The organism is Mesorhizobium sp. B2-3-7 (genome assembly GCF_006442695.1).
Lineage (GTDB): Bacteria > Pseudomonadota > Alphaproteobacteria > Rhizobiales > Rhizobiaceae > Mesorhizobium.
Genome location: NZ_VFVV01000013.1, coordinates 40,490 through 63,684 on the forward strand (window position 1 = coordinate 40,490; position 23,195 = coordinate 63,684).

At 63.8% G+C, this 23,195-nt stretch carries 23 protein-coding genes; 14 read left to right on the plus strand and 9 right to left on the minus strand.

Going from position 1 to position 23,195, the window contains the following annotated elements:
* Window positions 1-2 precede the first annotated feature (2 nt).
* Window positions 3-704 carry a tRNA (guanosine(46)-N(7))-methyltransferase TrmB gene (locus FJ940_RS23045; RefSeq protein WP_140658046.1) on the plus strand — a complete coding sequence of 234 codons (702 nt, stop codon included), beginning with the start codon at window positions 3-5 and terminating at the stop codon, window positions 702-704.
* Window positions 705-817: 113 nt separating this feature from the next.
* Here the strand turns inward: FJ940_RS23045 and FJ940_RS23050 are convergent, their stop codons facing one another.
* Window positions 818-982, minus strand: coding sequence for a hypothetical protein (locus FJ940_RS23050; protein WP_140496794.1), 165 nt, complete (start codon window positions 980-982; stop codon window positions 818-820).
* A 294-nt stretch (window positions 983-1,276) separates the two neighbouring features.
* On the opposite strand from FJ940_RS23050, the gene rimP reads away from it, so the two are divergent.
* From rimP to FJ940_RS23100, 10 genes are all read left to right on the plus strand, one after another.
* Window positions 1,277-1,924 (plus strand): ribosome maturation factor RimP, encoded by a 648-nt coding sequence (gene rimP, locus FJ940_RS23055; protein WP_140658048.1) that lies wholly within the window; start codon window positions 1,277-1,279, stop codon window positions 1,922-1,924.
* A 49-nt stretch (window positions 1,925-1,973) separates the two neighbouring features.
* Window positions 1,974-3,569 carry a transcription termination factor NusA gene (gene nusA / locus FJ940_RS23060; RefSeq protein ID WP_140496790.1) on the plus strand — a complete coding sequence of 532 codons (1,596 nt, stop codon included), beginning with the start codon at window positions 1,974-1,976 and terminating at the stop codon, window positions 3,567-3,569.
* 38 nt (window positions 3,570-3,607) lie between these two features.
* Window positions 3,608-4,258 carry an RNA-binding protein gene (locus FJ940_RS23065; protein WP_140497289.1) on the plus strand — a complete coding sequence of 217 codons (651 nt, stop codon included), beginning with the start codon at window positions 3,608-3,610 and terminating at the stop codon, window positions 4,256-4,258.
* On the plus strand, window positions 4,255-6,828 hold the full coding sequence (gene infB, locus FJ940_RS23070; RefSeq protein WP_140523875.1) for a translation initiation factor IF-2: 2,574 nt from the start codon (window positions 4,255-4,257) through the stop codon (window positions 6,826-6,828). Before FJ940_RS23065 ends, infB begins: the two co-directional genes overlap by 4 nt.
* 114 nt (window positions 6,829-6,942) lie before the next feature.
* Window positions 6,943-7,356, plus strand: a complete 414-nt coding sequence (gene rbfA / locus FJ940_RS23075; protein WP_140496786.1) for a 30S ribosome-binding factor RbfA — start codon at window positions 6,943-6,945, stop codon at window positions 7,354-7,356.
* Window positions 7,356-8,327 carry a tRNA pseudouridine(55) synthase TruB gene (gene truB, locus FJ940_RS23080; protein WP_140523878.1) on the plus strand — a complete coding sequence of 324 codons (972 nt, stop codon included), beginning with the start codon at window positions 7,356-7,358 and terminating at the stop codon, window positions 8,325-8,327. The genes rbfA and truB overlap by 1 nt, the downstream gene beginning before the upstream one ends.
* Window positions 8,328-8,371: 44 nt before the next feature.
* Window positions 8,372-9,466: a magnesium/cobalt transporter CorA gene (gene corA / locus FJ940_RS23085; protein ID WP_140513174.1), complete on the plus strand. Its 1,095-nt coding sequence runs from the start codon at window positions 8,372-8,374 to the stop codon at window positions 9,464-9,466.
* A 139-nt stretch (window positions 9,467-9,605) separates the two neighbouring features.
* On the plus strand, window positions 9,606-9,917 hold the full coding sequence (gene rpsO / locus FJ940_RS23090) for a 30S ribosomal protein S15 (protein WP_281405124.1): 312 nt from the start codon (window positions 9,606-9,608) through the stop codon (window positions 9,915-9,917).
* A 413-nt stretch (window positions 9,918-10,330) separates the two neighbouring features.
* Entirely contained in the window at window positions 10,331-12,478 is a 2,148-nt protein-coding gene (pnp, locus tag FJ940_RS23095; protein WP_140513176.1) for a polyribonucleotide nucleotidyltransferase, read from the plus strand.
* Window positions 12,479-12,547: 69 nt separating this feature from the next.
* Window positions 12,548-13,567 carry a class I SAM-dependent methyltransferase gene (locus tag FJ940_RS23100; RefSeq protein ID WP_140658050.1) on the plus strand — a complete coding sequence of 340 codons (1,020 nt, stop codon included), beginning with the start codon at window positions 12,548-12,550 and terminating at the stop codon, window positions 13,565-13,567.
* An 18-nt stretch (window positions 13,568-13,585) separates the two neighbouring features.
* Here FJ940_RS23100 and FJ940_RS23105 read toward each other — a convergent pair whose 3' ends face one another.
* From FJ940_RS23105 to fabA, 4 genes are all read right to left on the minus strand, one after another.
* Window positions 13,586-15,130 carry a bifunctional diguanylate cyclase/phosphodiesterase gene (locus tag FJ940_RS23105; RefSeq protein WP_140513180.1) on the minus strand — a complete coding sequence of 515 codons (1,545 nt, stop codon included), beginning with the start codon at window positions 15,128-15,130 and terminating at the stop codon, window positions 13,586-13,588.
* Between the two features lie 126 nt (window positions 15,131-15,256).
* Entirely contained in the window at window positions 15,257-16,069 is an 813-nt protein-coding gene (fabI, locus tag FJ940_RS23110; protein WP_140496772.1) for an enoyl-ACP reductase FabI, read from the minus strand.
* A 31-nt stretch (window positions 16,070-16,100) separates the two neighbouring features.
* A complete protein-coding gene (fabB, locus tag FJ940_RS23115; RefSeq protein ID WP_140496770.1) occupies window positions 16,101-17,321 on the minus strand; it encodes a beta-ketoacyl-ACP synthase I in 1,221 nt (406 codons plus the stop codon).
* Between the two features lie 49 nt (window positions 17,322-17,370).
* On the minus strand, window positions 17,371-17,889 hold the full coding sequence (fabA, locus tag FJ940_RS23120) for a 3-hydroxyacyl-[acyl-carrier-protein] dehydratase FabA (protein ID WP_140496768.1): 519 nt from the start codon (window positions 17,887-17,889) through the stop codon (window positions 17,371-17,373).
* Window positions 17,890-18,131: 242 nt separating this feature from the next.
* On the opposite strand from fabA, the gene irrA reads away from it, so the two are divergent.
* Window positions 18,132-18,563 carry an iron response transcriptional regulator IrrA gene (gene irrA, locus FJ940_RS23125; RefSeq protein WP_181165297.1) on the plus strand — a complete coding sequence of 144 codons (432 nt, stop codon included), beginning with the start codon at window positions 18,132-18,134 and terminating at the stop codon, window positions 18,561-18,563.
* Window positions 18,564-18,612: 49 nt separating this feature from the next.
* Window positions 18,613-18,972 carry a DUF4260 domain-containing protein gene (locus FJ940_RS23130; protein WP_140557599.1) on the plus strand — a complete coding sequence of 120 codons (360 nt, stop codon included), beginning with the start codon at window positions 18,613-18,615 and terminating at the stop codon, window positions 18,970-18,972.
* A gap of 43 nt (window positions 18,973-19,015) precedes the next feature.
* On the opposite strand, the gene FJ940_RS23135 is transcribed toward FJ940_RS23130, so the two are convergent.
* Window positions 19,016-19,576 carry an SH3 domain-containing protein gene (locus FJ940_RS23135; RefSeq protein ID WP_140496762.1) on the minus strand — a complete coding sequence of 187 codons (561 nt, stop codon included), beginning with the start codon at window positions 19,574-19,576 and terminating at the stop codon, window positions 19,016-19,018.
* 148 nt (window positions 19,577-19,724) lie between these two features.
* On the opposite strand from FJ940_RS23135, the gene FJ940_RS23140 reads away from it, so the two are divergent.
* Window positions 19,725-20,726, plus strand: a complete 1,002-nt coding sequence (locus FJ940_RS23140; RefSeq protein ID WP_140496760.1) for a D-glycerate dehydrogenase — start codon at window positions 19,725-19,727, stop codon at window positions 20,724-20,726.
* A 33-nt stretch (window positions 20,727-20,759) separates the two neighbouring features.
* Here the strand turns inward: FJ940_RS23140 and FJ940_RS23145 are convergent, their stop codons facing one another.
* Genes FJ940_RS23145 through recF form a run of 3 tightly spaced genes read right to left on the minus strand, consistent with a single transcriptional unit; the run spans window position 20,760 to window position 23,188 of the window.
* Window positions 20,760-21,245 (minus strand): GNAT family N-acetyltransferase, encoded by a 486-nt coding sequence (locus FJ940_RS23145; RefSeq protein ID WP_246671081.1) that lies wholly within the window; start codon window positions 21,243-21,245, stop codon window positions 20,760-20,762.
* 2 nt (window positions 21,246-21,247) lie between these two features.
* The gene (locus FJ940_RS23150; protein ID WP_140496755.1) at window positions 21,248-22,006 is read right to left on the minus strand and encodes a molybdopterin-synthase adenylyltransferase MoeB; all 759 of its coding nucleotides are present in this window, start codon (window positions 22,004-22,006) and stop codon (window positions 21,248-21,250) included.
* A gap of 39 nt (window positions 22,007-22,045) precedes the next feature.
* Entirely contained in the window at window positions 22,046-23,188 is a 1,143-nt protein-coding gene (gene recF / locus FJ940_RS23155; RefSeq protein ID WP_140658053.1) for a DNA replication/repair protein RecF, read from the minus strand.
* Between the last annotated feature and the right edge of the window lie 7 nt (window positions 23,189-23,195).

A 23,195-nucleotide genomic window follows, 5' to 3' on the forward strand; every position in this document is an offset into this window, starting at 1 on the left:
CGATGAGTTCCGGGGACAGGCCAAGCCGCGCGACAGAAGCCTTCTTCGGCCGTCGGCGCGGCAAGCCGGTTCGCCCGCAGCAGGCGGCGGCGCTGGAAAGCGGCCTCGACACCTATCGGCTCGATCTGACGACCGAGGCGCCGTCGGATCTGCGGGCTCTGTTCGAAGCCGATGTTTCCGCCGTTCGCCTCGAAATCGGCTTTGGCGGTGGCGAGCATCTCCTGCATCGCGCGACCGAAGCGCCGATGACCGGCTTTATCGGTGTCGAGCCCTTCGTCAACGGCATGGCCAAGATGATGATGGCGGTGCGGGAAAAGCCGCTGGCCAACCTCAGGGTCTACGACGACGACGCCACGCGGCTGCTCGACTGGCTGCCGCAGGCCTCGCTCGATGGCATCGACCTGCTCTATCCCGATCCGTGGCCGAAGAAGAAGCACTGGAAGCGCCGTTTCGTCAGTCCGGTCAATCTCGAGCGTTTCGCACGCGTTGTGAAGCGTGGCGGCGAATTCCGTTTCGCTTCCGACATCGACACCTATGTGAACTGGACCCTGCTGCATTGCCGCGCGCATGGCGGTTTCGCCTGGCAGGCTTCAGAGGCCGTCGACTGGCATCGCCCCTACGATGGCTGGCCAGGCACCCGCTACGAGGCGAAAGCCGTCCGCGAGGGCAGGCGGCCGGCCTATCTTACCTTCATCAGGACCTAGGCATCAGGTCCCAGGCATCGGGATTTGGGCATCAGGATCTGGGCCCTTCGTGAGGGAGAGATCTTCAATTGTTGCGGGGACACAGAAATCGAATGTCGCCCGTTGGCCGGAGTTCAGAAACGGCCGATCTTGTCGAAAGCCGTCGGATCCATGCCGAGGCTGCGCAGATCCTGGGCGCGCGGCTTGCGGCCGGCTTCCACCGCCCGCGACGCGGCTACGGCGCTGCCGAATGTGGTGAAGAGATCGCCTATGGCGGAAAAAACCTTGCGGCTGTTCATTGTCATGTCCTTTCGCGTGCGGTGACGCGCTATCGCTGTCGTTTTGTGCAATGCAACATAGATAGGAGCGCGGCTTGAGGACCAACAAGGGCCGTTGCCGCATGGATGGCATGCACCTGGCGCAACCCCAATGCGCCAGGACATTCGCGCAGTTGGGACGGCGGGCTTGAAACACCGGGGCGGATCGTTTATATCAGCCTCAAATTCTTGGTCGGTATGACGAAGAGTGGGTCCACCCGGTCCCGCTCTTTTTTATTACCTGCCGACGGCTAGAGAATGATCGACAGGAATCGAATGACGTCAACGGCAAGCGAGAGCGACGATCGCATCGTCCGCGAAAGCGGCATCGATGCGCGCATCGCGCTGATCGTCCAGCCGGTGCTGCGCGGCATCGGCTTTCGCCTTGTACGCGTGCATCTGTCCGGCCAGAACGGGCTGACGCTGCAGATCATGGCTGAGCGCGAGGACGGCACCATGACGGTCGAGGATTGCGAAGAGGTGAGCCGTGCGGTGTCGCCGGCGCTCGACGTCGACGATCCCATCGAGAAGGCGTATCATCTCGAAGTCTCATCGCCCGGCATTGACCGGCCGCTGGTGCGCAAATCGGATTTCTCGACCTGGACCGGTCATCTGGTGAAGATGGAAACATCGGTCGTTGTCGCGGATCGCAAGCGCTTCAAGGGCAAGATCGCCGAAGCCGGTGAGAACGATGTGCTGATCGAGCGCGACAAGGCGGCCTACGGTGAGGAGCCGACAGTGCGCGTGCCCTACGACGCCATTGCCGAAGCCCGGCTGATCCTGACCGACGACCTCATCCGTGATGCGTTGTCGAAGGACAACAGGGCGCGCAAGGAAGCCAAGAAACGCCGCGGCGAACCGGACGACGACGTACCGGAGGGTACGGAACCGGGCGCTACGGAAGAACACGAACAGGAAAGTTGATTGAGCTGCCAGGCCCCAGGGGCCGGCAAACAGGCTCGGGAGAAAAAACATGGTTGTAAGCGCCAACAGACTTGAACTGCTGCAGATCGCCGACGCGGTCGCGCGTGAAAAGTCGATCGACAAGTCGATCGTCATCGCCGCCATGGCTGATGCGATCCAGAAGGCGGCACGCTCGCGTTATGGCCAGGAGACCAACATCCGCGCCGACATCAACCCCAACACCGGTGAGATGAAGCTGCAGCGGCTGATGGAAGTGGTCGAGAAGGTCGACGACTATGCCACGCAGATCGCCATTTCCTCGGCGCGCGAGCGCAATCCCGACGCCCAGCTCGGCGACTTCATCGCCGAACAGCTGCCGCCGATGGATTTCGGCCGCATCGCCGCCCAGTCGGCCAAGCAGGTCATCGTGCAGAAGGTGCGCGAGGCCGAGCGCGACCGCCAGTATGACGAATACAAGGACCGCATCGGCGAGATCGTCAACGGAACCGTCAAGCGCGTCGAATACGGCAATGTCATCGTCGATCTCGGCCGTGGCGAAGCGATCATCCGCCGCGACGAGCTGATCCCGCGCGAAAACTACAAATATGGCGATCGCGTCCGCGCCTATGTCTACGACGTGCGCCGTGAGCAGCGCGGCCCGCAGATCTTCCTGTCGCGCACCCATCCGCAGTTCATGGCCAAGCTCTTCACCATGGAAGTGCCGGAGATCTATGACGGCATCATCGAGATCAAGTCGGTCGCCCGCGATCCCGGTTCGCGCGCCAAGATCGCCGTCATCTCGCGCGACAGCTCGATCGATCCGGTCGGCGCCTGCGTCGGCATGCGCGGCAGCCGCGTCCAGGCGGTCGTCGCCGAATTGCAGGGCGAGAAGATCGACATCATTCCGTGGTCGCCCTCGGCCGCATCCTTCATCGTCAACGCGCTGCAGCCGGCGGAAGTCGCCAAGGTCGTGCTCGACGAAGACGCCGAGCGCATCGAAGTGGTGGTGCCGGACGACCAGCTGTCGCTGGCCATCGGCCGCCGCGGCCAGAATGTGCGCCTCGCTTCGCAGCTCACCGGCTGGGATATCGACATCCTGACCGAGGCCGAGGAATCCGAGCGCCGCCAGAAGGAATTCGTCGAGCGCTCGGCGCTGTTCATGGAAGCTCTCGACGTCGACGAGATGGTCGGCCAGGTGCTCGCCTCCGAAGGCTTCACCAGCGTCGAGGAAGTCGCCTATGTCGATGCCGGCGAAATCGCCTCGATCGACGGCTTCGATGAGGATACCGCCTCGGAGATCCAGACCCGGGCCCGCGAATATCTGGAGAAGATCGAAGCCGAGCACGACGAAAAGCGCAAGGCGCTGGGCGTCAAGGACGAGCTGCGCGAAATCCCCGGCATCACCACCGCCATGATGGTGACGCTCGGCGAGGACGGCGTGAAGACGATCGAGGATTTCGCCGGCTATGCCGCCGACGACCTCACCGGCTGGAAGGAACGCAAGGACGGCGAGACCAAGGTGTATCCGGGCGTGCTGGCCGATCATGGCGTTTCGCGCGCCGATGCCGAGCAGATGGTGCTCGCGGCCCGTCTCAAGGCCGGCTGGATTTCCGAAGACGAGCTTGCAGCCGAAGAAGCGCCGGCTGACGAAGCCGTTGGTGCGTGAGGTGAAACCGCATCGCACAGAAACCGCCCTTGGACGAGATGAACGATCGCACCTGCATCGTCACCCGCAAGCAGGCCGAACCGGATGAACTGATCCGGTTCGTCGTCGGCCCGGATTCGGCCGTCGTTCCGGATCTCAAGAGAAATCTGCCCGGCCGTGGTTGCTGGGTGAGCGCCGACCGCCTACATATCGACAAGGCGGCGGCCAAGAACCTTTTTAGCCGCGCCTTTAAGGCACAGGTGGTCGTGCCGCCCGATCTCGGCGGCATGGTCGATGGGCTGCTTTCCAGATCCGCCCTTGGCATGCTGGGTCTCGCTCGCAAGGCAGGGGCGATCGCGCTGGGCGCCACCAAGGTGGAGAGCGCGGTGCGCGGCGGATTGGCGCTTTTCGTGCTCCACGCGACCGAAGCCTCAGACGATGGCGTGCGCAAGATCAGCCAGGCGCGGCGGGCGACCGTCCATATTGGCGGCCCCTCCATCCTTGCCTACAAACTTTTCTCCGAGGCCGAGTTGAGCTTGGCATTGGGGGGTACAAATGTGATACATGCTGCCGTCCTCGCGGGAGACGCGGGTAAGGCGGTCCAGAAGCGCATGGTTGCGCTCGACCGATATCGGGGCGGTACCCCGGACGATCTGGCAATGCTTGCGGCCGTTGCTGACGAAGATGAGGCCGCAGAGGATATGGAATGAGCGATACGAAATCGGGCGACGACAAGACGTTGAGTGTTACGCCGAAGAAGACCTTGACGCTGAAGCGCCCCGGCATGGAACAGGGCACCGTGCGCCAGAACTTCTCGCACGGCCGCACCAAGTCGGTCGTGGTCGAGACCAAGAAGCGCAAATTCTCGCTGCCCGGCGACAAGCCGGAGCCGGTGGTGGCGGCACCCGTGTTCACCCCGAAGCCGGTGGTCGCGGCGGCTCCCGTCGTGCAGGAGGCACCCAAGGCGCCGCCTCCACCTCCGCCGGCACCGGTCGAGCGCAGCGGCATGGTGTTGAACGAACTGTCGCGCAGCGAAATGGAAGCGCGCCGCAGGGCGCTCGAAGGCTCCAAGGCGCGCGAGGTCGAGGACCGCCAGCGCGCCGTCGAGGAAGCCAAGCGCCGCGCCGAGGATGAGGAGCGCCGCAAGCGCGAGCGCGAGGAATCCGCACGCCGCCAGGCCGAGGAAGAAGCGCGGTTGCAGGCCGAGGCCGAATCCCGCCGCCGCGCCGAGGAAGAGGCGCGTCGCCGCGCGCCGCAGGCCGCCGAACTGGCGACCGCCGACGAGGAAGAAGAGGTCAAGCCGAAGCGGACTGGCGCCGGTGCGCCGGTGCGCCGTCTGGTGACGCCCGAAGTGGCGCGTCCGGCCAAGCCGACCAAGGGCGAGGAAGACCGCCGTCGCGGCAAGCTGACTTTGAACTCCGCGCTTTCCGACGAGGATGCGCGGGCCCGTTCGCTGTCGTCGATGCGCCGCCGCCAGGAAAAGTTCAAGCGCGCGATGCACAATGAGCCGCGCGAGAAGGTTATGCGCGAAGTGATCCTGCCCGAAACCATCACTATCCAGGAACTGGCGCAGCGCATGTCCGAGCGCGCCGTCGATGTGGTCAAGTTCTTCATGAAGCAGGGCCAGATCCTGAAGCCGGGCGACGTCATCGACGCCGACACGGCGGAACTGGTCGCCACCGAATTCGGCCACACGGTCCGCCGCGTCGCCGAGTCCGACATCGAGGAAGGCCTGTTCAACATCGCCGACCGTCCGGAAGACCTGGTGTCGCGGCCGCCTGTCGTGACCATCATGGGGCATGTCGACCACGGCAAGACCTCGCTGCTCGACGCGATCCGCAACGCCAATGTCGTCTCCGGCGAGGCCGGCGGCATCACCCAGCATATCGGCGCCTATCAGGTCGAGAAGAACGGTCAGAAGATCACCTTCATCGACACGCCCGGCCACGCCGCCTTCACGGCCATGCGCGCCCGCGGCGCCCAGGCCACCGACATTGCCATCCTGGTGGTGGCGGCCGACGACAGCGTGATGCCGCAGACGATCGAATCGATCAGCCATGCCAAGGCGGCCGGCGTTCCGATCATCGTGGCGATCAACAAGATTGACAAGCATGACGCCGATCCGCAAAAAGTGCGCTCGGAACTTCTGCGCCATGAGGTATTCGTCGAATCGATGGGCGGTGAAGTGCTTGATGTCGAAGTATCGGCGACCAAGGGCACCAACCTCGACAAGCTGCTCGAAGCGATCCTGCTGCAGGCCGAAATCCTCGACCTCAAGGCCAATCCGGACCGCACCGCCGAGGGCGTCGTCATCGAGGCGCAGCTCGACAAGGGCCGTGGCCCCGTCGCCACCGTGCTGGTGCAGACCGGCACGCTGATGCCGGGCGACATCCTTGTCGCCGGCAATGAATGGGGCCGGGTGCGCGCGCTGGTCGACGATCGTGGCGAACACGTCAAGGAAGCGCCGCCGGCTATGCCGGTCGAGGTGCTCGGCCTCCAGGGCACGCCGCAGGCCGGCGACCGCTTCGCCGTGGTCAACAACGAGGCCCGCGCCCGCGAGATCACCGAGTACCGCCAGCGTCTGGCCCGCGAGAAGGCGGTTGCCCGTCATGCCGGCCAGCGCGGTTCGCTCGAACAGATGATGTCGCAGCTGCAGACGAGCGGACTGAAGGAGTTCCCGCTGGTCATCAAGGGTGACGTGCAGGGTTCGATCGAGGCGATCAACGCAGCGCTCGACAAGCTCGGCACCGACGAGGTGCGTGCGCGCATCGTCCATGCCGGCGCCGGCGCCATCACCGAAAGCGACGTGTCACTGGCGGAGACGTCGGGCGCGGCGATCATCGGCTTCAACGTCCGCGCCAATGTGCAGGCACGCGCCGCTGCCGCGGCCGCTGGCATCGAGATCCGCTACTACTCGATCATCTACAACCTCGTGGATGACGTGAAGGCGGCTCTGTCGGGTATGCTCTCGCCGGAGCGTCGCGAGACCTTCATCGGCAATGCGCAGATCCTCGAGATATTCGACATCACCAAGGTCGGCAAGATCGCCGGCTGCCGTGTCACCGAAGGCAAGGTCGAGCGTGGCGCGGGCGTGCGCCTGATCCGCGACAACGTCGTCATCCACGAAGGCACGCTGAAGACGCTGAAGCGCTTCAAGGACGAGGTTTCGGAAGTCCCGGGCGGCCAGGAATGCGGCATGGCCTTCCAGAACTACGAGGACATGCGCGTCGGCGACATCATCGAGTGCTTCCGCGTCGAGATGGTAACCCGCACGCTCTGAGTTCGTGTGACGTCCGTCATGCCAGGCGGTGGCCGAGAGGCCGCCGCCTGGCAAACATTTGAGACATGAGGCACGGTCCTATCCCGCGCCCCACGCTTTCAGGATCGAGAAAAAATGCCCCGTTCGACCACATCAGGCCCATCCCAGCGCATGCTGCGCGTCGGCGAGCAGGTGCGCCATGCGCTGTCCGAAACCTTGCAGCGCGGCGAGATCATCGATCCGCTGGTCGAGAATGCCGTGGTTTCGGTGTCGGAAGTGCGCATGTCGCCCGACCTCAAGATCGCAACCGCCTTCATCTCGCCGCTCGGCGCCACGGACGCCGGCGCGGTGGTCGAGGCGCTCAACAAGCATGCCAAGTTCATCCGCGGCCGTGTCTCCGGCGCGCTGCGGCAGATGAAGTACATGCCCGAGTTTCGCTTCCGGCTCGACACCTCCTTCGACAATTTCGCCAGGATCAACGATCTCCTGAAATCGCCGGAAGTGGCGCGCGATCTGGATGCGGACGACGACGATAAGGACAGCGAATAATGGCGCGCCGCGGCAAGAAGAAGGGCCGGCCGGTCTCGGGCTGGGTGGTGCTGGACAAGCCGGTCGGCATGGGCTCGACCGAGGCCGTCTCCAAGATCAAGTGGCTGTTCCAGGCGGAGAAGGCCGGCCACGCCGGCACGCTCGATCCGCTCGCTTCCGGTATGCTGCCGATCGCGCTCGGCGAAGCCACCAAGACCGTGCCCTACGTCCAGGACGGCGCCAAGATCTACCGCTTCACCGTGGCCTGGGGGCAGGAGCGCTCGACCGACGACCTCGAAGGTCCGGTGACGAGGGACTCCGACCGGCGCCCCGTGGAGGCCGAAGTGCAGGCGCTGCTGCCGAAATACACCGGCGTCATCATGCAGACGCCGCCGCAATTCTCGGCCATCAAGATCGCGGGCGAACGCGCCTATGATCTCGCCCGCGACGGCGAGACGGTCGACATTCCCGCGCGCGAGATCGAAATCGGCCGCCTCGACATCGTCGAGCACGGGGCCGATCACACGGTTTTCGAGGTCGAATGCGGCAAGGGTACCTATGTGCGCTCGCTGGCCCGCGACATGGGCCGCGATCTCGGCTGCTTCGGCCATATTTCTGAACTGCGCCGGATCGAGGTCGAGCCGTTCACCGCCGAGGATTTCGTCACCGTCGCCGAACTGGAGGCGGCGCGCTTCGGCGAGCAGGGTCATGGCACGCAGCAACCGTCCCCCGATTCGATAGAAGCGCCGATCGATTTTGCCGCGATCGACGCGCTGCTTGTCGACACCTCGGCGGCACTCGACTGCCTGCCGCAGATAGCCATCAGCGACGATGCGGCGACGAAGATCCGCCTCGGCAATCCCGTCATCATCCGCGGCCGCGACGCGCCGGTGGAGGCCGAGGAAGCCTGCGCGACCGCGCGCGGCAAGCTGGTGGCCATCGGCGCCATCGAGCAGGGCATGTTCAAGCCCAAACGGGTCTTTGCCGGGTGAGGGCCCTCGTCTAATCTCTATGCGATATCTATCCGAGGGGCCGCATGGCAAAGGTTGAGGCGATCAAGACGCGGGCGCCGCTCAGGGCCAGGCGGCCGCCGGTCGGTGCATCGCCCGGAACGCTGATCGCCGATCCCGCGGCGCGACGCTCGGAACTGCGGCTCACCCTGATCTCGCCGCAAAAGTCCAAAACGATCGACAATGCCAGCATCGACGACGTCAATGCCAATTGCGAAAAGTGGCCGGTCATCTGGCTGGACTGCACCGGCCTGGCCAATATCGAGCTGATCAAGGAGATCGGCCGCATCTTCAGCCTGCATCCGCTGGCGCTGGAGGACGTCGTCAACACGGGCCAGCGGCCGAAGGTGGATTTCTACGAAGACCATGCTTTCGTGGTCGTGCGGATGATCGACGACGTCGCCTCGCACCGCTACGAGCAGATCGCCGTTTTCCTTGGCAAGAATTTCGTCGTCACCTTCCAGGAGCGCGAAGGCGATCCGTTCGATCCGGTGCGCAAGCGCATCGAAAGCTCGGCGCCGAACCGGCTGCGCGCCCGTGGCGCCGACTATCTCGCCTATGCGCTGATCGACGCCATCGTCGATAGCTACTTTCCGCCGATCGAGGCGGCCGGCGAACTCGTCGACAGCATCGAGGACCAGATGCTGCACGCACCGCACAAGCATCAGATGCAGCAGCTTCATGGATTGCGGCACGACGCCAATGTGCTGAAGGGGGTGCTGTGGCCGGTGCGCGATGCGCTAGCGACGCTGATCCGCAACGACGTGTCCTATGTGAAGGCCGAAACCAAGGTCTTCCTGAACGATACGCTCGACCACGCGCTGCGGCTGATCGAGCTGGTCGAGAACCAGCGCGACATGCTGACCGGCCTGATCGAGATGCATCTGTCGCTGAGCCAGGCACGCACCAACGACGTCATTTCCTATCTGACGATCGTCTCGGTCATCTTCATGCCGCTCACGTTTCTGGTCGGCGTCTGGGGCATGAATTTCGATCCGGAGACGTCGCCTTGGAACATGCCTGAGCTGAAGGCCTATTACGGCTATCCCTTGTCGCTGCTGTTCATGGCCGTGGTCGCGGTTGGGCTGATTGCCTTCTTCAAATGGAAAAAATGGCTTTGACAGGGATAACTTGCCGTTTTGGCGTGAAAAGCCGGCTTCGTGAATTGGGCTGGTGTTTTCTTGGGAATTGCACTATATGCGCCGCAGCTTAGCGCTATGACGCTCTGCTTGCACCGGCCCCTGCTGGACGACATCCCGGCTGAGGGCGACCCGTTTCCTCGAACAGATAAGGAAAAACACGATGTCGATTACTGCCGAGCGCAAACAGGAATTGATGACTGAATTCGCAACCGCCAAGGGCGACACCGGGTCTCCGGAAGTTCAGGTAGCCATCCTTTCCGAGCGCATCAAGAACCTGACCGACCATTTCAAGGACCACAAGAAGGATAACCATTCCCGCCGTGGTCTGCTCGCTCTCGTCTCCCAGCGCCGAAGCCTGCTTGATTATCTCAAGCGCAAGGACGACACGCGCTACCAGACGCTGATCGAGAAGCTCGGCCTGCGCCGTTGACGAATTGACCGGCGGGCCTCACAAGGGCCCGCCGGTCGCGCATTTGAGCACCGGACCAATCCGATCTCGAATGCAGGTACTGGAGCGCCGCGCACCCATCCGGATGCCGGACGGACGCTCCAACAAGTTGAGTTTGCGCGTGACGCATTCCACAAGCCGCTGCTTGTGGGGTCATGCGCAGGGCCAGTCGGATCGATTGGCCAAATCCGGTTTCGAGCGTGCAGAGGGCCCCCTCGAAGCCACCCCATGGACGGTCATGGGGCAGGATTGCAGGACGCTCGCGCGGCCATCCGGCCGACATGGATCGAGCTTCCCGTTGTCTTGCCCGTGGCTGCCCGAGAAAGGAAGCCAGGGGAAAGGGCACCCGCGCACGCTGAAACGGCGCGGCCCTTTCCTCATATGAAGGACAAGACATGTTCAATCACCACAAAGTGGAAATCGAATGGGGCGGTCGCCCGCTCATCCTCGAAACCGGCAAGATCGCGCGCCAGGCCGACGGCGCCGTGCTCGCCACCTACGGCGAGACCAAGGTTCTCGCCACGGTCGTTTCGATGAAGGAGCCCAAGCCGGGCCTCGACTTCTTTCCGCTGACCGTCAACTACCAGGAAAAGACCTACGCCGCCGGCAAGATCCCGGGCGGCTATTTCAAGCGTGAAGGTCGTCCGAGCGAAAAGGAAACGCTGGTTTCGCGCCTCATCGACCGCCCGATCCGCCCACTCTTTGCCGACGGCTACAAGAACGACACGCAGATCGTCGTCACCGTCGTCCAGCATGATCTCGAGAACGATCCGGACATCCTGTCGATCGTCGCCACCTCGGCGGCCCTGACCCTGTCGGGCGTGCCCTTCATGGGCCCGATCGGCGGCGCCCGCGTCGGCTACATCAACGGCGAATACGTGCTCAACCCGCATGTCGACGAGATGCAGGAATCCAAGCTCGACCTGATCGTCGCCGGCACCGCCGACGCCGTGCTGATGGTCGAGTCCGAAGCCAAGGAGCTCGGCGAAGACCTGATGCTCGGCGCGGTCATGTTCGGCCATCGCGGTTTCCAGCCGGTGATCGACGCGATCATCAAGCTGGCCGAAGTCGCCGCCAAGGACCCGCGCGACTTCACCGCGCCGGACTATTCCGCTCTCGAAGCCGAGATGCTGAAGATCGTCGGCGACGAGCTTCGCGACGCCTACAAGATCACCGACAAGCAGAAGCGCTATGCCGCCGTGGACGCCGTCAAGGCCAAGGTCAAGGCGGCCTTCGCTCCGGCCGAAGGCGAAGAGCCGAAATATTCCTCCGAGCAGATCGGCAGCGTGTTCAAGGAGCTCCAAGCCAAGGTCGTGCGCTGGAACATTCTCGACACTGGTTCGCGCATTGACGGCCGTGACCTGAAGACCGTGCGCAAGATCGTATCCGAGGTCGGCGTCCTGCCGCGCACCCACGGTTCGGCGCTGTTCACCCGCGGCGAGACCCAGGCGCTGGTCGTCGCCACGCTGGGCACCGGCGAGGACGAGCAGTATGTCGATTCGCTGACCGGCATGTACAAGGAGAAGTTCCTCCTCCACTACAACTTCCCTCCCTATTCCGTCGGCGAGACCGGCCGCATGGGCTCGCCCGGCCGCCGCGAGATCGGCCACGGCAAGCTCGCCTGGCGCGCCATCCGCCCGATGCTGCCGACATCAGACCAGTTCCCCTACACGCTGCGCGTGGTCTCGGAGATCACCGAGTCCAACGGCTCGTCGTCGATGGCAACCGTCTGCGGCACCTCGCTGGCGCTGATGGACGCCGGCGTGCCGCTGGCCAAGCCGGTCGCCGGTATCGCCATGGGCCTGATCAAGGAAGGTGAGCGCTTCGCCGTGCTCTCCGACATCCTGGGCGACGAGGATCACCTCGGCGACATGGATTTCAAGGTCGCCGGCACCGCCAACGGCATCACCTCCTTGCAGATGGACATCAAGATCGAGGGCATCACCGAGGAGATCATGAAGATCGCTCTCGACCAGGCCAAGGACGGTCGTCAGCATATTCTCGGCGAAATGGGCCACGCGCTGTCCGGCGCGCGCGCCGAGCTCGGCGAGTTCGCGCCGCGCATCGAGGTCATGCACATCCCGACCGACAAGATCCGCGACGTGATCGGTTCCGGTGGCAAGGTCATCCGCGAGATCGTCGAGAAGACCGGCGCCAAGATCAACATCGAGGATGACGGCACGGTCAAGATCGCTTCGGCGAACGCCAAGGAGATCGAGGCGGCGAAGAAGTGGATCCACACCATCGTCGCCGAGCCGGAAGTCGGCGAAATCTACGAAGGCACGGTCGTCAAGACCGCCGACTTCGGCGCTTTCGTCAACTTCTTCGGCCCGCGTGACGGCCTCGTCCACATCTCGCAGCTTGCCAACGACCGGGTCGCCAAGACTTCGGACGTCGTCAAGGAAGGCGACAAGGTGTGGGTCAAGCTGATGGGCTTCGACGAGCGCGGCAAGGTCCGCCTGTCGATGAAGGTCGTCGACCAGGCCACCGGCAAGGAAATCGTTCGCGACAAGAAGGCTGAGAGCGAAGAAAACGCCGCCTGAACGGCCTGACCGAAAAATCGAAGCGGGCGCGGCTCATGTCGCGCCCGCTTTCGTTTATGGAGCAAAGGCATGTCTGCCGAACCGCTGAAGACACTTTTCCATCCATTCGAGGCCGAGGCGGTCGCTTTGCCAGGCAAGGGCGAACGGGCGCTTTTTCTCGGGGCCGAATCCGGCTTGCGGACACCGCGGGACTTCGACGCCGAGCTGCACGTGGTGCAAGGCTTCCGGCCGCATTTTCGCGCGCTGCAAGCCGCGGGCTTCACTGTCACCCCGCAAACGCAGGGCGATGGCTTTGACGCCGCGCTGGTGCTCGCGGGCCGCCATCGCGGCCAGAACGAGCTGCGCATCGCGGATGCGCTGGAGCGCGTCACCGAGGGCGGATTGATCGTCATTGCCGGCGGCAAGGATGATGGCATCGCCAGCCTGCGCAAGCGCATGGACGAGCTTGTGCCGCTCGAAGGCCATCTGCCCAAATATCACGGCATCGCCTTCTGGCTTCGCCGGCCGGCCGGGACGGACGCGTCGACAGCGCTGCGTGCCGCCAATCCCGCCGGGCTGGTCGACGGCCGCTTCAGCACGGCGCCCGGCATGTTTTCCTTCGATCGTGTCGATGCCGGTTCGAAGTTGCTGGCGGACCATCTTCCGGCCGACCTGCGCGGCCATGTCGCCGATTTCTGCGCCGGCTGGGGCTATCTGGCGGCGGAGATGGAAGCGCGTTCGCCCGGCATCTCGGCACTTGATCTCTATGAGGCGGATTTCGCTTCTCTCGAAGCCGCCAAAGCCAATCTTGCCACGGCCAGCCAGTCGGTTGCGAAAGGTTTCTTCTGGACGGACCTGCAGGGGGAGCCGGTCGAGCGTCGCTACGACGCGGTCGTCATGAACCCGCCTTTTCATCGCAGCCGCGCGGCCGAACCGGAGATCGGCGCCGGCCTGATCCGGGCAGCGGCAAAGGCGCTGAAGCCGGGAGCGCGGCTGTACATGGTGGCGAACCGCCAGCTGCCCTACGAGCCGGCACTGGCCGCCGCCTTCTCCAGCCATGCCGAGCTCGCCCGTGACGGCATGTTCAAGGTTCTTTCCGCGCGTCGCTGACACGCAACGGCGTGACACTCAGTGCAGATTGGCGACGCGCCTCGAATCCTCGATGACATGTCCCTCGCCGGCCATGACCGCAAGCGGCGCCGGCCGGCCGAACAGATAACCTTGCACCACCTCGCAACCGGCTGCCCTGAGCAGTGTCGCCTGGTCCTCTGTCTCGACACCCTCGGCAATAATACTGACGCCGAGTGCTCGCGAGAGGCCGACAATGGTCGATACGACGGCGCCGGAGCTCGAATCCGTATCGATGCGGCTGACGAAGGAGCGGTCGATCTTCAGCTTGCCGAATGAAAAATCGATCAGGTAGCTGAGATTGGAATAGCCGGTGCCGAAATCGTCGACGGCAACCGAGATGCCCATATCGGCAAGCTCTTTCAGGATGGCGGCGGCGCGGTCGCGGTCCTGCATCATGGCCGTCTCGGTGACTTCCAGCTCCAGCCGCGAGGGCTTGATGCCGGTGGTCCGCATCGTGTCGCGCACGAGGCCGATGAAGTCCTTGGTCATGAACTGGACCGGCGAGATGTTGACGGCGACGAAGCAGTCGTCGGGTAAATGGCGGGCGTCGCTGCATGCCTTGCGCAGAACCCATTCGCCGATCGGATTGATCATGCCGGTTTCCTCGGCGATCTGGATGAACTCCAGAGGTGGGATCATGCCGCGTTCTGGATGGTTCCAGCGGATCAGCGCTTCATAGCCGACGATGCGGCCGCTCGGCAGGTCCAGCTGCGGCTGATAGTGAAGGTCGAAATCACCGCGCTCGAATGCGATGTGCAGCTCGGATTCGACCCATTGGCGATGATCGGCGACCCGACCCATCTCGGTATCGAAGACCGACCAGTTGCCGACTCCCCTGGCGCGCGCATTTTGCAGCGCCAAGTTGGAGCGGCGCAGGATGAGGACCGGGTCGACGCCGTCCTTGGGCATCGCCACGATGCCCACCGACAGGCTCACCGATTGCTGGTGGCTGCTGAGCTCATAGGGCTCCATCATCTCGTCGATGAGCCTCTCCACCATAGCTTCCATCGTTCCCTGAATCTGATGATCGGGAAGCAGCACCGCGAACTCGCCGGCGCCGATGCGCCCGATCTGCACGCGCTCGGGCACGCAGGCCTGCAGCCGCTTGGTGAAGGCGCGGATCAGTTCGTCGCCCTGGCTGTAGCCGATCGCGTCGTTGATCTGCTTGAACCGGTCGATGTCGATGTCGATGAGGAACATCGGGGCCCCGGTGCGGCTCGTCGCGCAGGCTGCCTCGGCGATCTTGCCGACCATCGCCGGACGCGCCAGCAATCCGGTCAGCTTGTCGAACTGGGTTTCGTTGAAGACGAAATCAGCCGATTCATCGACGCCGGCGAAGAAAGACATCGCGGCTCCCGCCGCCGCCAATGCGCAAAGGGCAGCCATGATCGCCACCATCACGTCCGCCGGCATGCCGGCAAAGCCGTCGCCAAGCGCGTGCTTCAGCCCCCAGATGCCGAGAATGAAACTGCCAATGCCCGAACTGGCTATGGTGATCAGCCGGAACACCGGTGTGCGGTTCGGGTTGCTGACGGCAGGCATTGAAAGTCCCCAAATTGCGGGACTCTATAGCCGATAGGCCCTTAAAATGAGTTTCCGCGAATGCATCCAATTTTATTGGAAGGGAATTATTTCTTCGCAGGAGAAAAGACTATTTCGCGTAATGGCCTATTCGCTCGCGCGATCCGTCTGCTTCAGCTCCTCGAGCGTCGGCATGGAAACGATATGATAGCCGGAATCGACATAGTGGATTTCGCCGGTGACGCCGGAAGCGAGGTCGGACAGGAGGTAGAGTGCCGAGCCGCCGACCTCGTCGATGGTCACGGTGCGGCGCAGCGGAGAATTGCGCTGCTGGTAAGAGAACATGTGGCGCGCATCGGAAATCCCGGCGCCGGCAAGCGTTCGCACCGGTCCGGCCGATATGCCGTTCACCCTGATGCCGCGCGGGCCGTAATCGTTGGCGAGATAGCGCACGCTGGCCTCGAGGCCGGCCTTGGCGACGCCCATGACGTTATAGTTCGGCATGACGCGCACCGAACCGGCATAGGTCAGGGTGATCATCGATCCGCCATCCTGCATCAGGGCCGCGGCGTGGCGCGCGACCTCGGTGAAGGAATAGCAGGAGATGACCATGGTGCGGATGAAATTGTCGCGGCTGGTGTCGGCGTAGAGGCCCTTGAGCTCATTCTTGTCCGAAAAGCCGATGGCATGGACCACGAAGTCGAGCCCGCCCCAGGCCTTGCCCAAGGTCTCGAAGGTGGCGCGGACCGAGGCGCTGTCCTCGACATCGCAGGGAACCACCAGCGCCGCGCCGAGCTTGTCGGCGAGCGGCTTGACCCGGCGGCCGAAGGCGTCACCCTGGTAGGTGAAGGCAAGTTCGGCCCCATGTTCGGACAGTTTCCGGGCGATGCCCCAGGCGATCGAATGATCGTTGGCGACGCCCATGACAAGCCCGCGCTTGCCCTTCATCAATCCGTCCATGATCGCCAATCCTCGTGGAAAAAACGTGGCCTTATGCGGAATAGCGCTGGAAAACCAGCGTTGCGTTGGTGCCACCAAAGCCGAAGGAATTGGACAAAACGGTGTCGATCCTGGCGTTGTCGATGCGCTTTCGCACCACCGGCATACCCTCGAATTCGGGGTCGAGAGTCTCGATATGGGCGCTTTCGCCGATGAAACCGCCTTGCATCATCAGGATCGAATAGATGGATTCCTGCACGCCGGCCGCGCCCAGCGAATGGCCCGTCAGCGATTTGGTCGAGGTGATGAAGGGCATCTTCTCGCCGAACACCTCGCGGATCGCGCCCATTTCGCGGGAATCCCCCACCGGCGTCGAGGTGCCATGGGTGTTGATGTAGTCGACCGGGGTGGTGACGGTCGCCAGCGCCTGCCGCATGCAGCGGACCGCGCCTTCGCCCGAGGGCGCAACCATGTCGAAGCCGTCCGAGGTGGCGCCGTAGCCGACGATCTCTGCATAGATCTTGGCGCCGCGCGCCTTGGCATGCTCCAGTTCCTCGAGCACCAGCACGCCGGCGCCGCCGGCGATGACGAAGCCGTCGCGATCGACGTCATAGGCGCGGGAAGCGGCAGATGCCCTGTCATTGTACTTCGACGACATGGCGCCCATGGCATCGAACAGGTCCGACATCGTCCAGTCGAGATCTTCGTGGCCGCCGGCGAACACCATGTCCTGCTTGCCCCACTGGATCAGTTCGTAGCCATTGCCGATGCAATGCGCCGAGGTCGAACAGGCCGACGAGATCGAATAGTTGACGCCGTGGATCTTGAACCAGGTGGCCAGCGTCGCCGACGCGGTCGACGACATCGCCTTCGGCACCGCGAATGGGCCGATGCGCTTGGGGCTGCCATTCTTGAGCGTGGTTTCGGCCGCCTCGACGATGGTGCGGGTGGAAGGCCCGCCCGAGCCCATGACGATGCCGGTGCGCTCATTGGTGATGTCGCTCTCGCCAAGGCCGGCATCGGCGATCGCCTGGTCCATGGCGACATGGTTCCAGGCCGCTCCCTGGCTCAGGAAGCGCATCGCGCGGCGATCGATCATGGCGCTGGGATCGAGCGTCGGCGCGCCCCAGACCTGACAGCGGAAGCCGTGCTCGGCGAAGGAGTCGGAGAAGCTGATGCCGGATTTGGCGTCATGCAGCGAGGCTTGCACCTCGTTGGCATTGTTGCCGATCGACGACACGATGCCGAGGCCTGTGACTACGACACGTCTCATTCGCAACTCCTTCCAGGAATGCTGGCCACGAAGTCGGCCAGGGCGACGGTCAAGCGACCGCCGACTGCTTGGACAGACCGACTTTCAGGTCCGTTGCCGCGTATATGGGTTCGCCGTCCGCCTTTAGCCAACCATCGGCGATGCCCAGCACCAGCCGGCCACGCATCACACGTTTGAATTCCACGCCATACTCGACCTTTTTAACCGAGGGCGTGACCATTCCCTTGAACTTGACCTCGCCGGTCGACAGCGCCATGCCTTTGCCGGGTTCGCCCAGCCAGCCGAGATAGAAACCCGTCAGCTGCCACAGGGCATCGAGGCCCAGGCATCCAGGCATGATGGGATTGCCGATGAAATGGCAGGCAAAGAACCACAGGTCCGGCTTGATGTCGAATTCGGCGCGGATGAAGCCCTTGTCGAAAGCCCCGCCCGTTTCGCTGATCTCGGTGATGCGGTCAAACATCAGCATCGGCGGGTAGGGCAACTGGGCATTGCCCGGTCCGAACAGCTCGCCGCGGGCGCAGGCCAGCAATTCTTCGTAGTCGTAGCTGGATTTCGAACCCGCCATCAATCTCGTTCCCATATGTCCCGGGCGCTGGCGCGCCCTTGTCGTTGGTGTCCTAACACAATCTGTTTCAGGCCGGAAACCGGCGTTTGCGCTTAACCCGCCAGTCTTGCCGGGTCAATGCGCGCTATTGATCGCATCCGGACGACAGAATATATGTCGAAAGGGGTCCGGTTTCGGCAGACATCCATTTTTTTGCCATTCTGGACGTGTCTTGAGGCGGAACTGTGAGCTTGGACGACCAGATGGACCGGGGCTGCCGGAAGGAAAATGTCGCTGTGGACAAGCGGGTTCGTGAAGCCGGCCTGAGGCCGACACGGCAGCGCATTGCGCTTGCCGACCTGCTTTTCGCCAAGGGCGACCGCCATCTGTCGGCCGAGGAACTGCACGAGGAGGCCGTCGCCGCCGGCGTGCCGGTGTCGCTGGCCACCGTCTACAACGCCCTTCACCAATTCACCCAGGCGGGACTCCTGCGCATTCTGGCTGTCGAGGGCGCCAAAACCTATTTCGACACCAACACCTCCGATCATCACCATTTCTATATCGAAGGCGAAAACCGGATTTTCGACATCGCCAATGGTCCGGTCACCGTCACCAACCTACCGGAACCACCCGAGGGGATGGAGATCGCCAATGTCGACATCGTGGTGAGGCTGCGCCCCAAACGCGCCGAATGACCGAAGGCCAAGCACGTATGCACGGCCGGGCACGTATGAACGGCCAGGAATGAAACCCCTCGATCTGGCTGTCCGGCTGGAATGGGCCGCTGTCGCGGTGTCCGCTATCGTCTTTTATGCACTCGCCGGTGCGTCCTGGTGGTTGTTCGCCTTGTTGATCCTGGCGCCTGATCTGTCCATGTTCGGCTATCTCGCCGGGCCGCGCGTCGGCACCGCCTGCTACAATGCCTTCCACATCTTGGTCCCACCGGTGTTTTTGGTGCTTGCCGGCAGCCTGTTCGGCAATGCAGCCGCTATAGCGGTTGCATTGATCTGGATCGCCCACATCGCTATCGATCGCGCGCTGGGTTACGGCTTGAAGCTGTCGAGCAGCTTTCAGGATACCCATCTCGGCCGCATCGGCCGCTAAACGGTCCGGCCTGCGGTTCAAACGAATCGGGCAAGGCCAAAAATCAGTCCTTGACCCGCTCGCCGGGATAGGCGCCCCAGACGACGGATTGGGCGAGCCAGCCGGTATGGCCATCGAGCGTCATTTCGCACCACTGGCCGTCGCAGGATTTGATCGTGCCCATGACGCCCGGCTCGACGATCGCCACCACGCTGGCGTCCTTTTCGGGGCTCCTGAGGAGATTGATCTGGGCGCCCTTGCCGCGCTGCCACGGCGCCACGATCGCCGTGCGCCGGCCCGAAAGCAGCGACTGGTTGATCCAACCTTCCGAACCGTCGGCGTCGCGCACGCGGCGCCATGTGTCGAACTCCTGGATGATCTCCATCGGCAGGCCGGCCTTCAGATACATCCAGTCGACCGAGTAGTTGGCGCCCGGCCCGACACGCGAATTGACGCGGCCGGATTTCAGGCTGACGAATCGTGGCAGCGGCAGGCCGCTCGGCCCGAGCGTGACGACGCTCTGGGCGGGAGCCGCTGCACCTTGCGCGCACAGTTGGGGTGAATAGAGCAGAGCGCCGAGAAATGCTGCGCTGAGGGTCAGGCGAAGCGACGCGAAACCAGACACTTTCGTTCCTTTCGGCGCTGGCCTGCCGGCCCCGGCGCCCCTTTTTCTTTGTCTTCGGCGGCACCGCTTGGTACATGGGTAAATCGGCTACCGCGACCGGCTTCCAGTTTCGCCGGTCTTGGTTAAAGAGGTCTCAACGAGGGAAGCAATGGCAGGCAAAAAGAAGCCTCTCGTGGTCATCACGCGAAAACTGCCCGACCCTGTCGAGACCCGCATGCGCGAGCTGTTCGACGCAAGGCTGAATGTCGAGGACAGGCCGATGACGCAGCCGGAACTGGTCGCGGCGGTCAAGGAGGCCGACGTGCTGGTGCCGACGGTGACCGACCGCATCGACGCGGCATTGATCGCCCAGGCCGGCGAAAACCTCAAGCTGATCGCCAATTTCGGCAATGGCGTCGACAAGATCGACGTGGCGGCCGCGGCCAAGAAAGGCATCACCGTAACCAACACGCCCAACGTGCTGACCGAGGATACGGCCGACATGACGATGGCGCTGATGCTGGCGGTGCCGCGCCGGCTGGCGGAGGGCGCCAATGTACTCACCGGCGACAAGAAATGGGCCGGCTGGTCGCCGACATGGATGCTTGGCCGGCGCATCTGGGGCAAACGGCTCGGCATTGTCGGCATGGGGCGTATCGGCACCGCCGTTGCCAGGCGTGCCAAGGCTTTCGGCCTCTCCATCCACTATCACAATCGCCATCGCGTGCTGCAGGCGGTCGAGGACGGGCTGGAGGCGACCTATTGGGAAAGCCTCGATCAGATGCTGGCCCGCATGGACATCATCTCGGTCAACTGCCCCTCGACGCCGGCGACGTTCCATCTGCTTTCGGCGCGGCGGCTGGCGCTGCTTCAGCCCACCGCCTATATCGTCAACACCGCGCGCGGTGACATCATCGACGAGGAGGCTCTGGTCAAGCTGATTCAGGATGGCAGGATCGCCGGCGCCGGCCTCGACGTCTACGAGCACGAGCCCGCATTGAACGGAAAACTGCTCAAGCTCGCGACCAAGGGCAAGGTCGTGCTTTTGCCACATATGGGGTCGGCGACGCTCGAGGGCCGCATCGACATGGGCGAGAAGGTGATCATCAACATCCGCGCCTTCGTCGACGGCCACCGCCCGCCGGATCGCGTGCTGCCGCTCAGGACCTGAGCGGCTTCGCAACGTAATGTAAGTGAAGACTTATTAAAGAGTCTTGCGCATGGTGACCGAAGTCGGTCGCGCATAACCTTCATGCGCCGTTCTCACGGTCTCGCGAAAACCGAGCCGGGCAAAGGCTGCCTGGTTCCCAGCCAGCTCGATTCGCGTCTGCAGCTCGATTGCGACCTTGCCGCGGCTGCGGGCAAAATCCTGGACGGCTTGCATCAACAACCTGCCGATGCCCTGGCCCTGACAGTCCGGCGTGACGGCGAGCTTGCCGACATAGAGGTGGTCGGTTCGTTCCAGGGCGAAGATGCAGCCGACGATCCTGTTGCCGCTGAGCGCCAGCAGGCCGGTCTCGCGGCGGGCTTTGTCGCGCATAGTTTCCGCAGTGAGCAGGTGCGCCGAGGACGGCGGGTCGATGATGCCGTCCATGAAGGCGAATGCGCGCAGGATCAGGGCGAGCACTTCGTTCCAGCGGTCGAAATCGGCCGGAATCCGGATGATGGCGATATCGGCAGTGCGCTTCAACGTCAGTTTCGTCTCTTGTAGCGGATGGTCTCGAAACGCGCGGCCAGCGCGTCGTAGAGCAGCAGTCGTCCGATCAGCGGCTCGCCAATGCCGGTGATCAGCTTGATGGCTTCCATCGCCTGCAACGTGCCAATCACCCCAGTCAGCACGCCAAGCACCCCGGCCTCGGCACAGGACGGCACCAGACCCGGCGGTGGGGCCTCCGGGAAGAGGTCGCGGTAGCCGGGGTTGGAGGTGCCGTCCCTATCGGCTTGGAACGGCATCAGCACGGTCACGGAGCCATCGAAACGGCCCACGGCGGCGTGCACCAGCGGCTTTCCCTCCGCCGCGCAGGCATCGGCCACGACATAGCGCGTCTCGAAATTGTCGGACCCGTCGACGACCACGTCGTAACGGGCGACGAGGGCTTGGGCATTGTCCGCGGTCAGGCGCAATGTGTGGATTTCGACAGCGGTGTTGGGATTGATGCGGGCGATTGCCGCCTTGGCGCTGTGGGTTTTCAGCATGCCGACAGTGTTCGTGCCGTGAATCACCTGCCGCTGCAGGTTGGAGAGCGAAACCGTGTCGTCGTCGATCACGCCGAGCGTGCCGACGCCGGCTGCGGCAAGATATTCAAGCACTGGTGCGCCCAATCCGCCGGCGCCGATGACCAGCACCCGCGCTCGCTTCAGGCGCTGCTGGCCGGCGCCGCCAATTTCGGGCAGCACGATGTGGCGGGCATAGCGTTCGAGTTCTTCGTCGGTGAGGGCGGTGGCGATCATGGCTCGATCATATAGCGGGAGAAAAACCTTGTCAGGTGCTCACACAGCCATCGGCGCGACCGTGCCGTGATCCACGATCAGGAACTGCGCCCGGCCCGCCAGGCTGGAAAACAGCGCAGCATCGGTTCCCGTCATGAAAGCCTGGCAGTTCAATTCCTCCAGGATCGAGAACAGCGCCGCACGCCGGCCACCATCGAGATGTGCCGCGATCTCGTCGAGCAGCAGGATTGGCGTCAAGCCGGACATCTCGCCGGTCAATCTGGCATGCGACAGGACAATGCCGACAAGCAAGGCTTTCTGTTCGCCGGTCGAACACAGCTCCGCCGGCATCGCCTTGGGTCGGTGCCGGACCACGAGATCGGAGCGGTGCGGGCCCTCGAGCGCGCGCCCGGCGGCGCGGTCGCGGTCGCGGCCCCCGGCGAGCGTGCGGCGGAACCGCTCCTCGACGTCGACAGCCGGCATGGTGGCGATCTCGGCTTCCAGATCGCCCGACAGGCCGATATCGGCCTGCGGAAACGGGCCGCTGTCGGGCAGCCTGTCGATCATGGCGGCCAGAAGGCGCACCATTTCGGCGCGCGCCGCGGCGATCGCCACGCCCGTCTCGGCCATCTGCATCTCGATCGCCTCGAACCAGCTCAAATCCCGCGAACCTTCCGTCAGCAACCGGTTCCGGCCGCGCATCGCCTTTTCATAGTCGAGGGCGCGCTGTCCGTGGCCTGGATCGATCGCCAGCACCAGCCGGTCGAGAAAGCGCCGGCGGTCCGCGGCCGGTCCGGTGAACAGAGCGTCCATGGACGGCGTCAGCCACACGACGCGCAGCCATTCCAGCATGTCTTCGGCCGATCGCGCCGTGGCGCCGTTGATACGCACCCGCCTGCCGCCCTCGCCAAGACTGTCGCCACTCGAAATGCCCGTCCCTATCTCGACTTGGCCGTCAGGTCCGTCGAGCCGTGCGTGCAGCGCAAAGCCGCCGTCACCGCCCTCACGCGCGACGTCCGCGTAAGGCGCGCGGCGCAGGCCGCGGCCCGGCGTCAACAGGGAAATCGCTTCCAGCAGATTGGTTTTGCCAGCGCCATTGTCACCGGAAAACACCACCGCGCCCGGCTCAAGCTCGACCGACAGCGCCGCATAGTTGCGGAAATTGGTAAGTGTAAGCTTACTTATATGGGTTTGTGCCGGCAACCGCTAC

What these genes read in the sequence shown, in the direction of transcription:
- rbfA (WP_140496786.1), top strand. Translation starts at nt 6,943, where the DNA reads ATGCCCCGTTCGACCACATCAGGCCCATCCCAGCGCATGCTGCGCGTC.
- pnp (WP_140513176.1), top strand. Translation starts at nt 10,331, where the DNA reads ATGTTCAATCACCACAAAGTGGAAATCGAATGGGGCGGTCGCCCGCTC.
- rimP (WP_140658048.1), top strand. Translation starts at nt 1,277, where the DNA reads ATGACGTCAACGGCAAGCGAGAGCGACGATCGCATCGTCCGCGAAAGC.
- FJ940_RS23105 (WP_140513180.1), bottom strand. Translation starts at nt 15,130, where the DNA reads ATGCCTGCCGTCAGCAACCCGAACCGCACACCGGTGTTCCGGCTGATC.
- FJ940_RS23150 (WP_140496755.1), bottom strand. Translation starts at nt 22,006, where the DNA reads ATGATCGCCACCGCCCTCACCGACGAAGAACTCGAACGCTATGCCCGC.
- FJ940_RS23100 (WP_140658050.1), top strand. Translation starts at nt 12,548, where the DNA reads ATGTCTGCCGAACCGCTGAAGACACTTTTCCATCCATTCGAGGCCGAG.
- infB (WP_140523875.1), top strand. Translation starts at nt 4,255, where the DNA reads ATGAGCGATACGAAATCGGGCGACGACAAGACGTTGAGTGTTACGCCG.
- FJ940_RS23045 (WP_140658046.1), top strand. Translation starts at nt 3, where the DNA reads ATGAGTTCCGGGGACAGGCCAAGCCGCGCGACAGAAGCCTTCTTCGGC.
- truB (WP_140523878.1), top strand. Translation starts at nt 7,356, where the DNA reads ATGGCGCGCCGCGGCAAGAAGAAGGGCCGGCCGGTCTCGGGCTGGGTG.
- FJ940_RS23050 (WP_140496794.1), bottom strand. Translation starts at nt 982, where the DNA reads ATGAACAGCCGCAAGGTTTTTTCCGCCATAGGCGATCTCTTCACCACA.
- FJ940_RS23130 (WP_140557599.1), top strand. Translation starts at nt 18,613, where the DNA reads ATGAAACCCCTCGATCTGGCTGTCCGGCTGGAATGGGCCGCTGTCGCG.
- corA (WP_140513174.1), top strand. Translation starts at nt 8,372, where the DNA reads ATGGCAAAGGTTGAGGCGATCAAGACGCGGGCGCCGCTCAGGGCCAGG.
- irrA (WP_181165297.1), top strand. Translation starts at nt 18,132, where the DNA reads ATGGACCGGGGCTGCCGGAAGGAAAATGTCGCTGTGGACAAGCGGGTT.
- FJ940_RS23140 (WP_140496760.1), top strand. Translation starts at nt 19,725, where the DNA reads ATGGCAGGCAAAAAGAAGCCTCTCGTGGTCATCACGCGAAAACTGCCC.
- fabA (WP_140496768.1), bottom strand. Translation starts at nt 17,889, where the DNA reads ATGGCGGGTTCGAAATCCAGCTACGACTACGAAGAATTGCTGGCCTGC.
- fabI (WP_140496772.1), bottom strand. Translation starts at nt 16,069, where the DNA reads ATGGACGGATTGATGAAGGGCAAGCGCGGGCTTGTCATGGGCGTCGCC.
- fabB (WP_140496770.1), bottom strand. Translation starts at nt 17,321, where the DNA reads ATGAGACGTGTCGTAGTCACAGGCCTCGGCATCGTGTCGTCGATCGGC.
- nusA (WP_140496790.1), top strand. Translation starts at nt 1,974, where the DNA reads ATGGTTGTAAGCGCCAACAGACTTGAACTGCTGCAGATCGCCGACGCG.
- FJ940_RS23065 (WP_140497289.1), top strand. Translation starts at nt 3,608, where the DNA reads ATGAACGATCGCACCTGCATCGTCACCCGCAAGCAGGCCGAACCGGAT.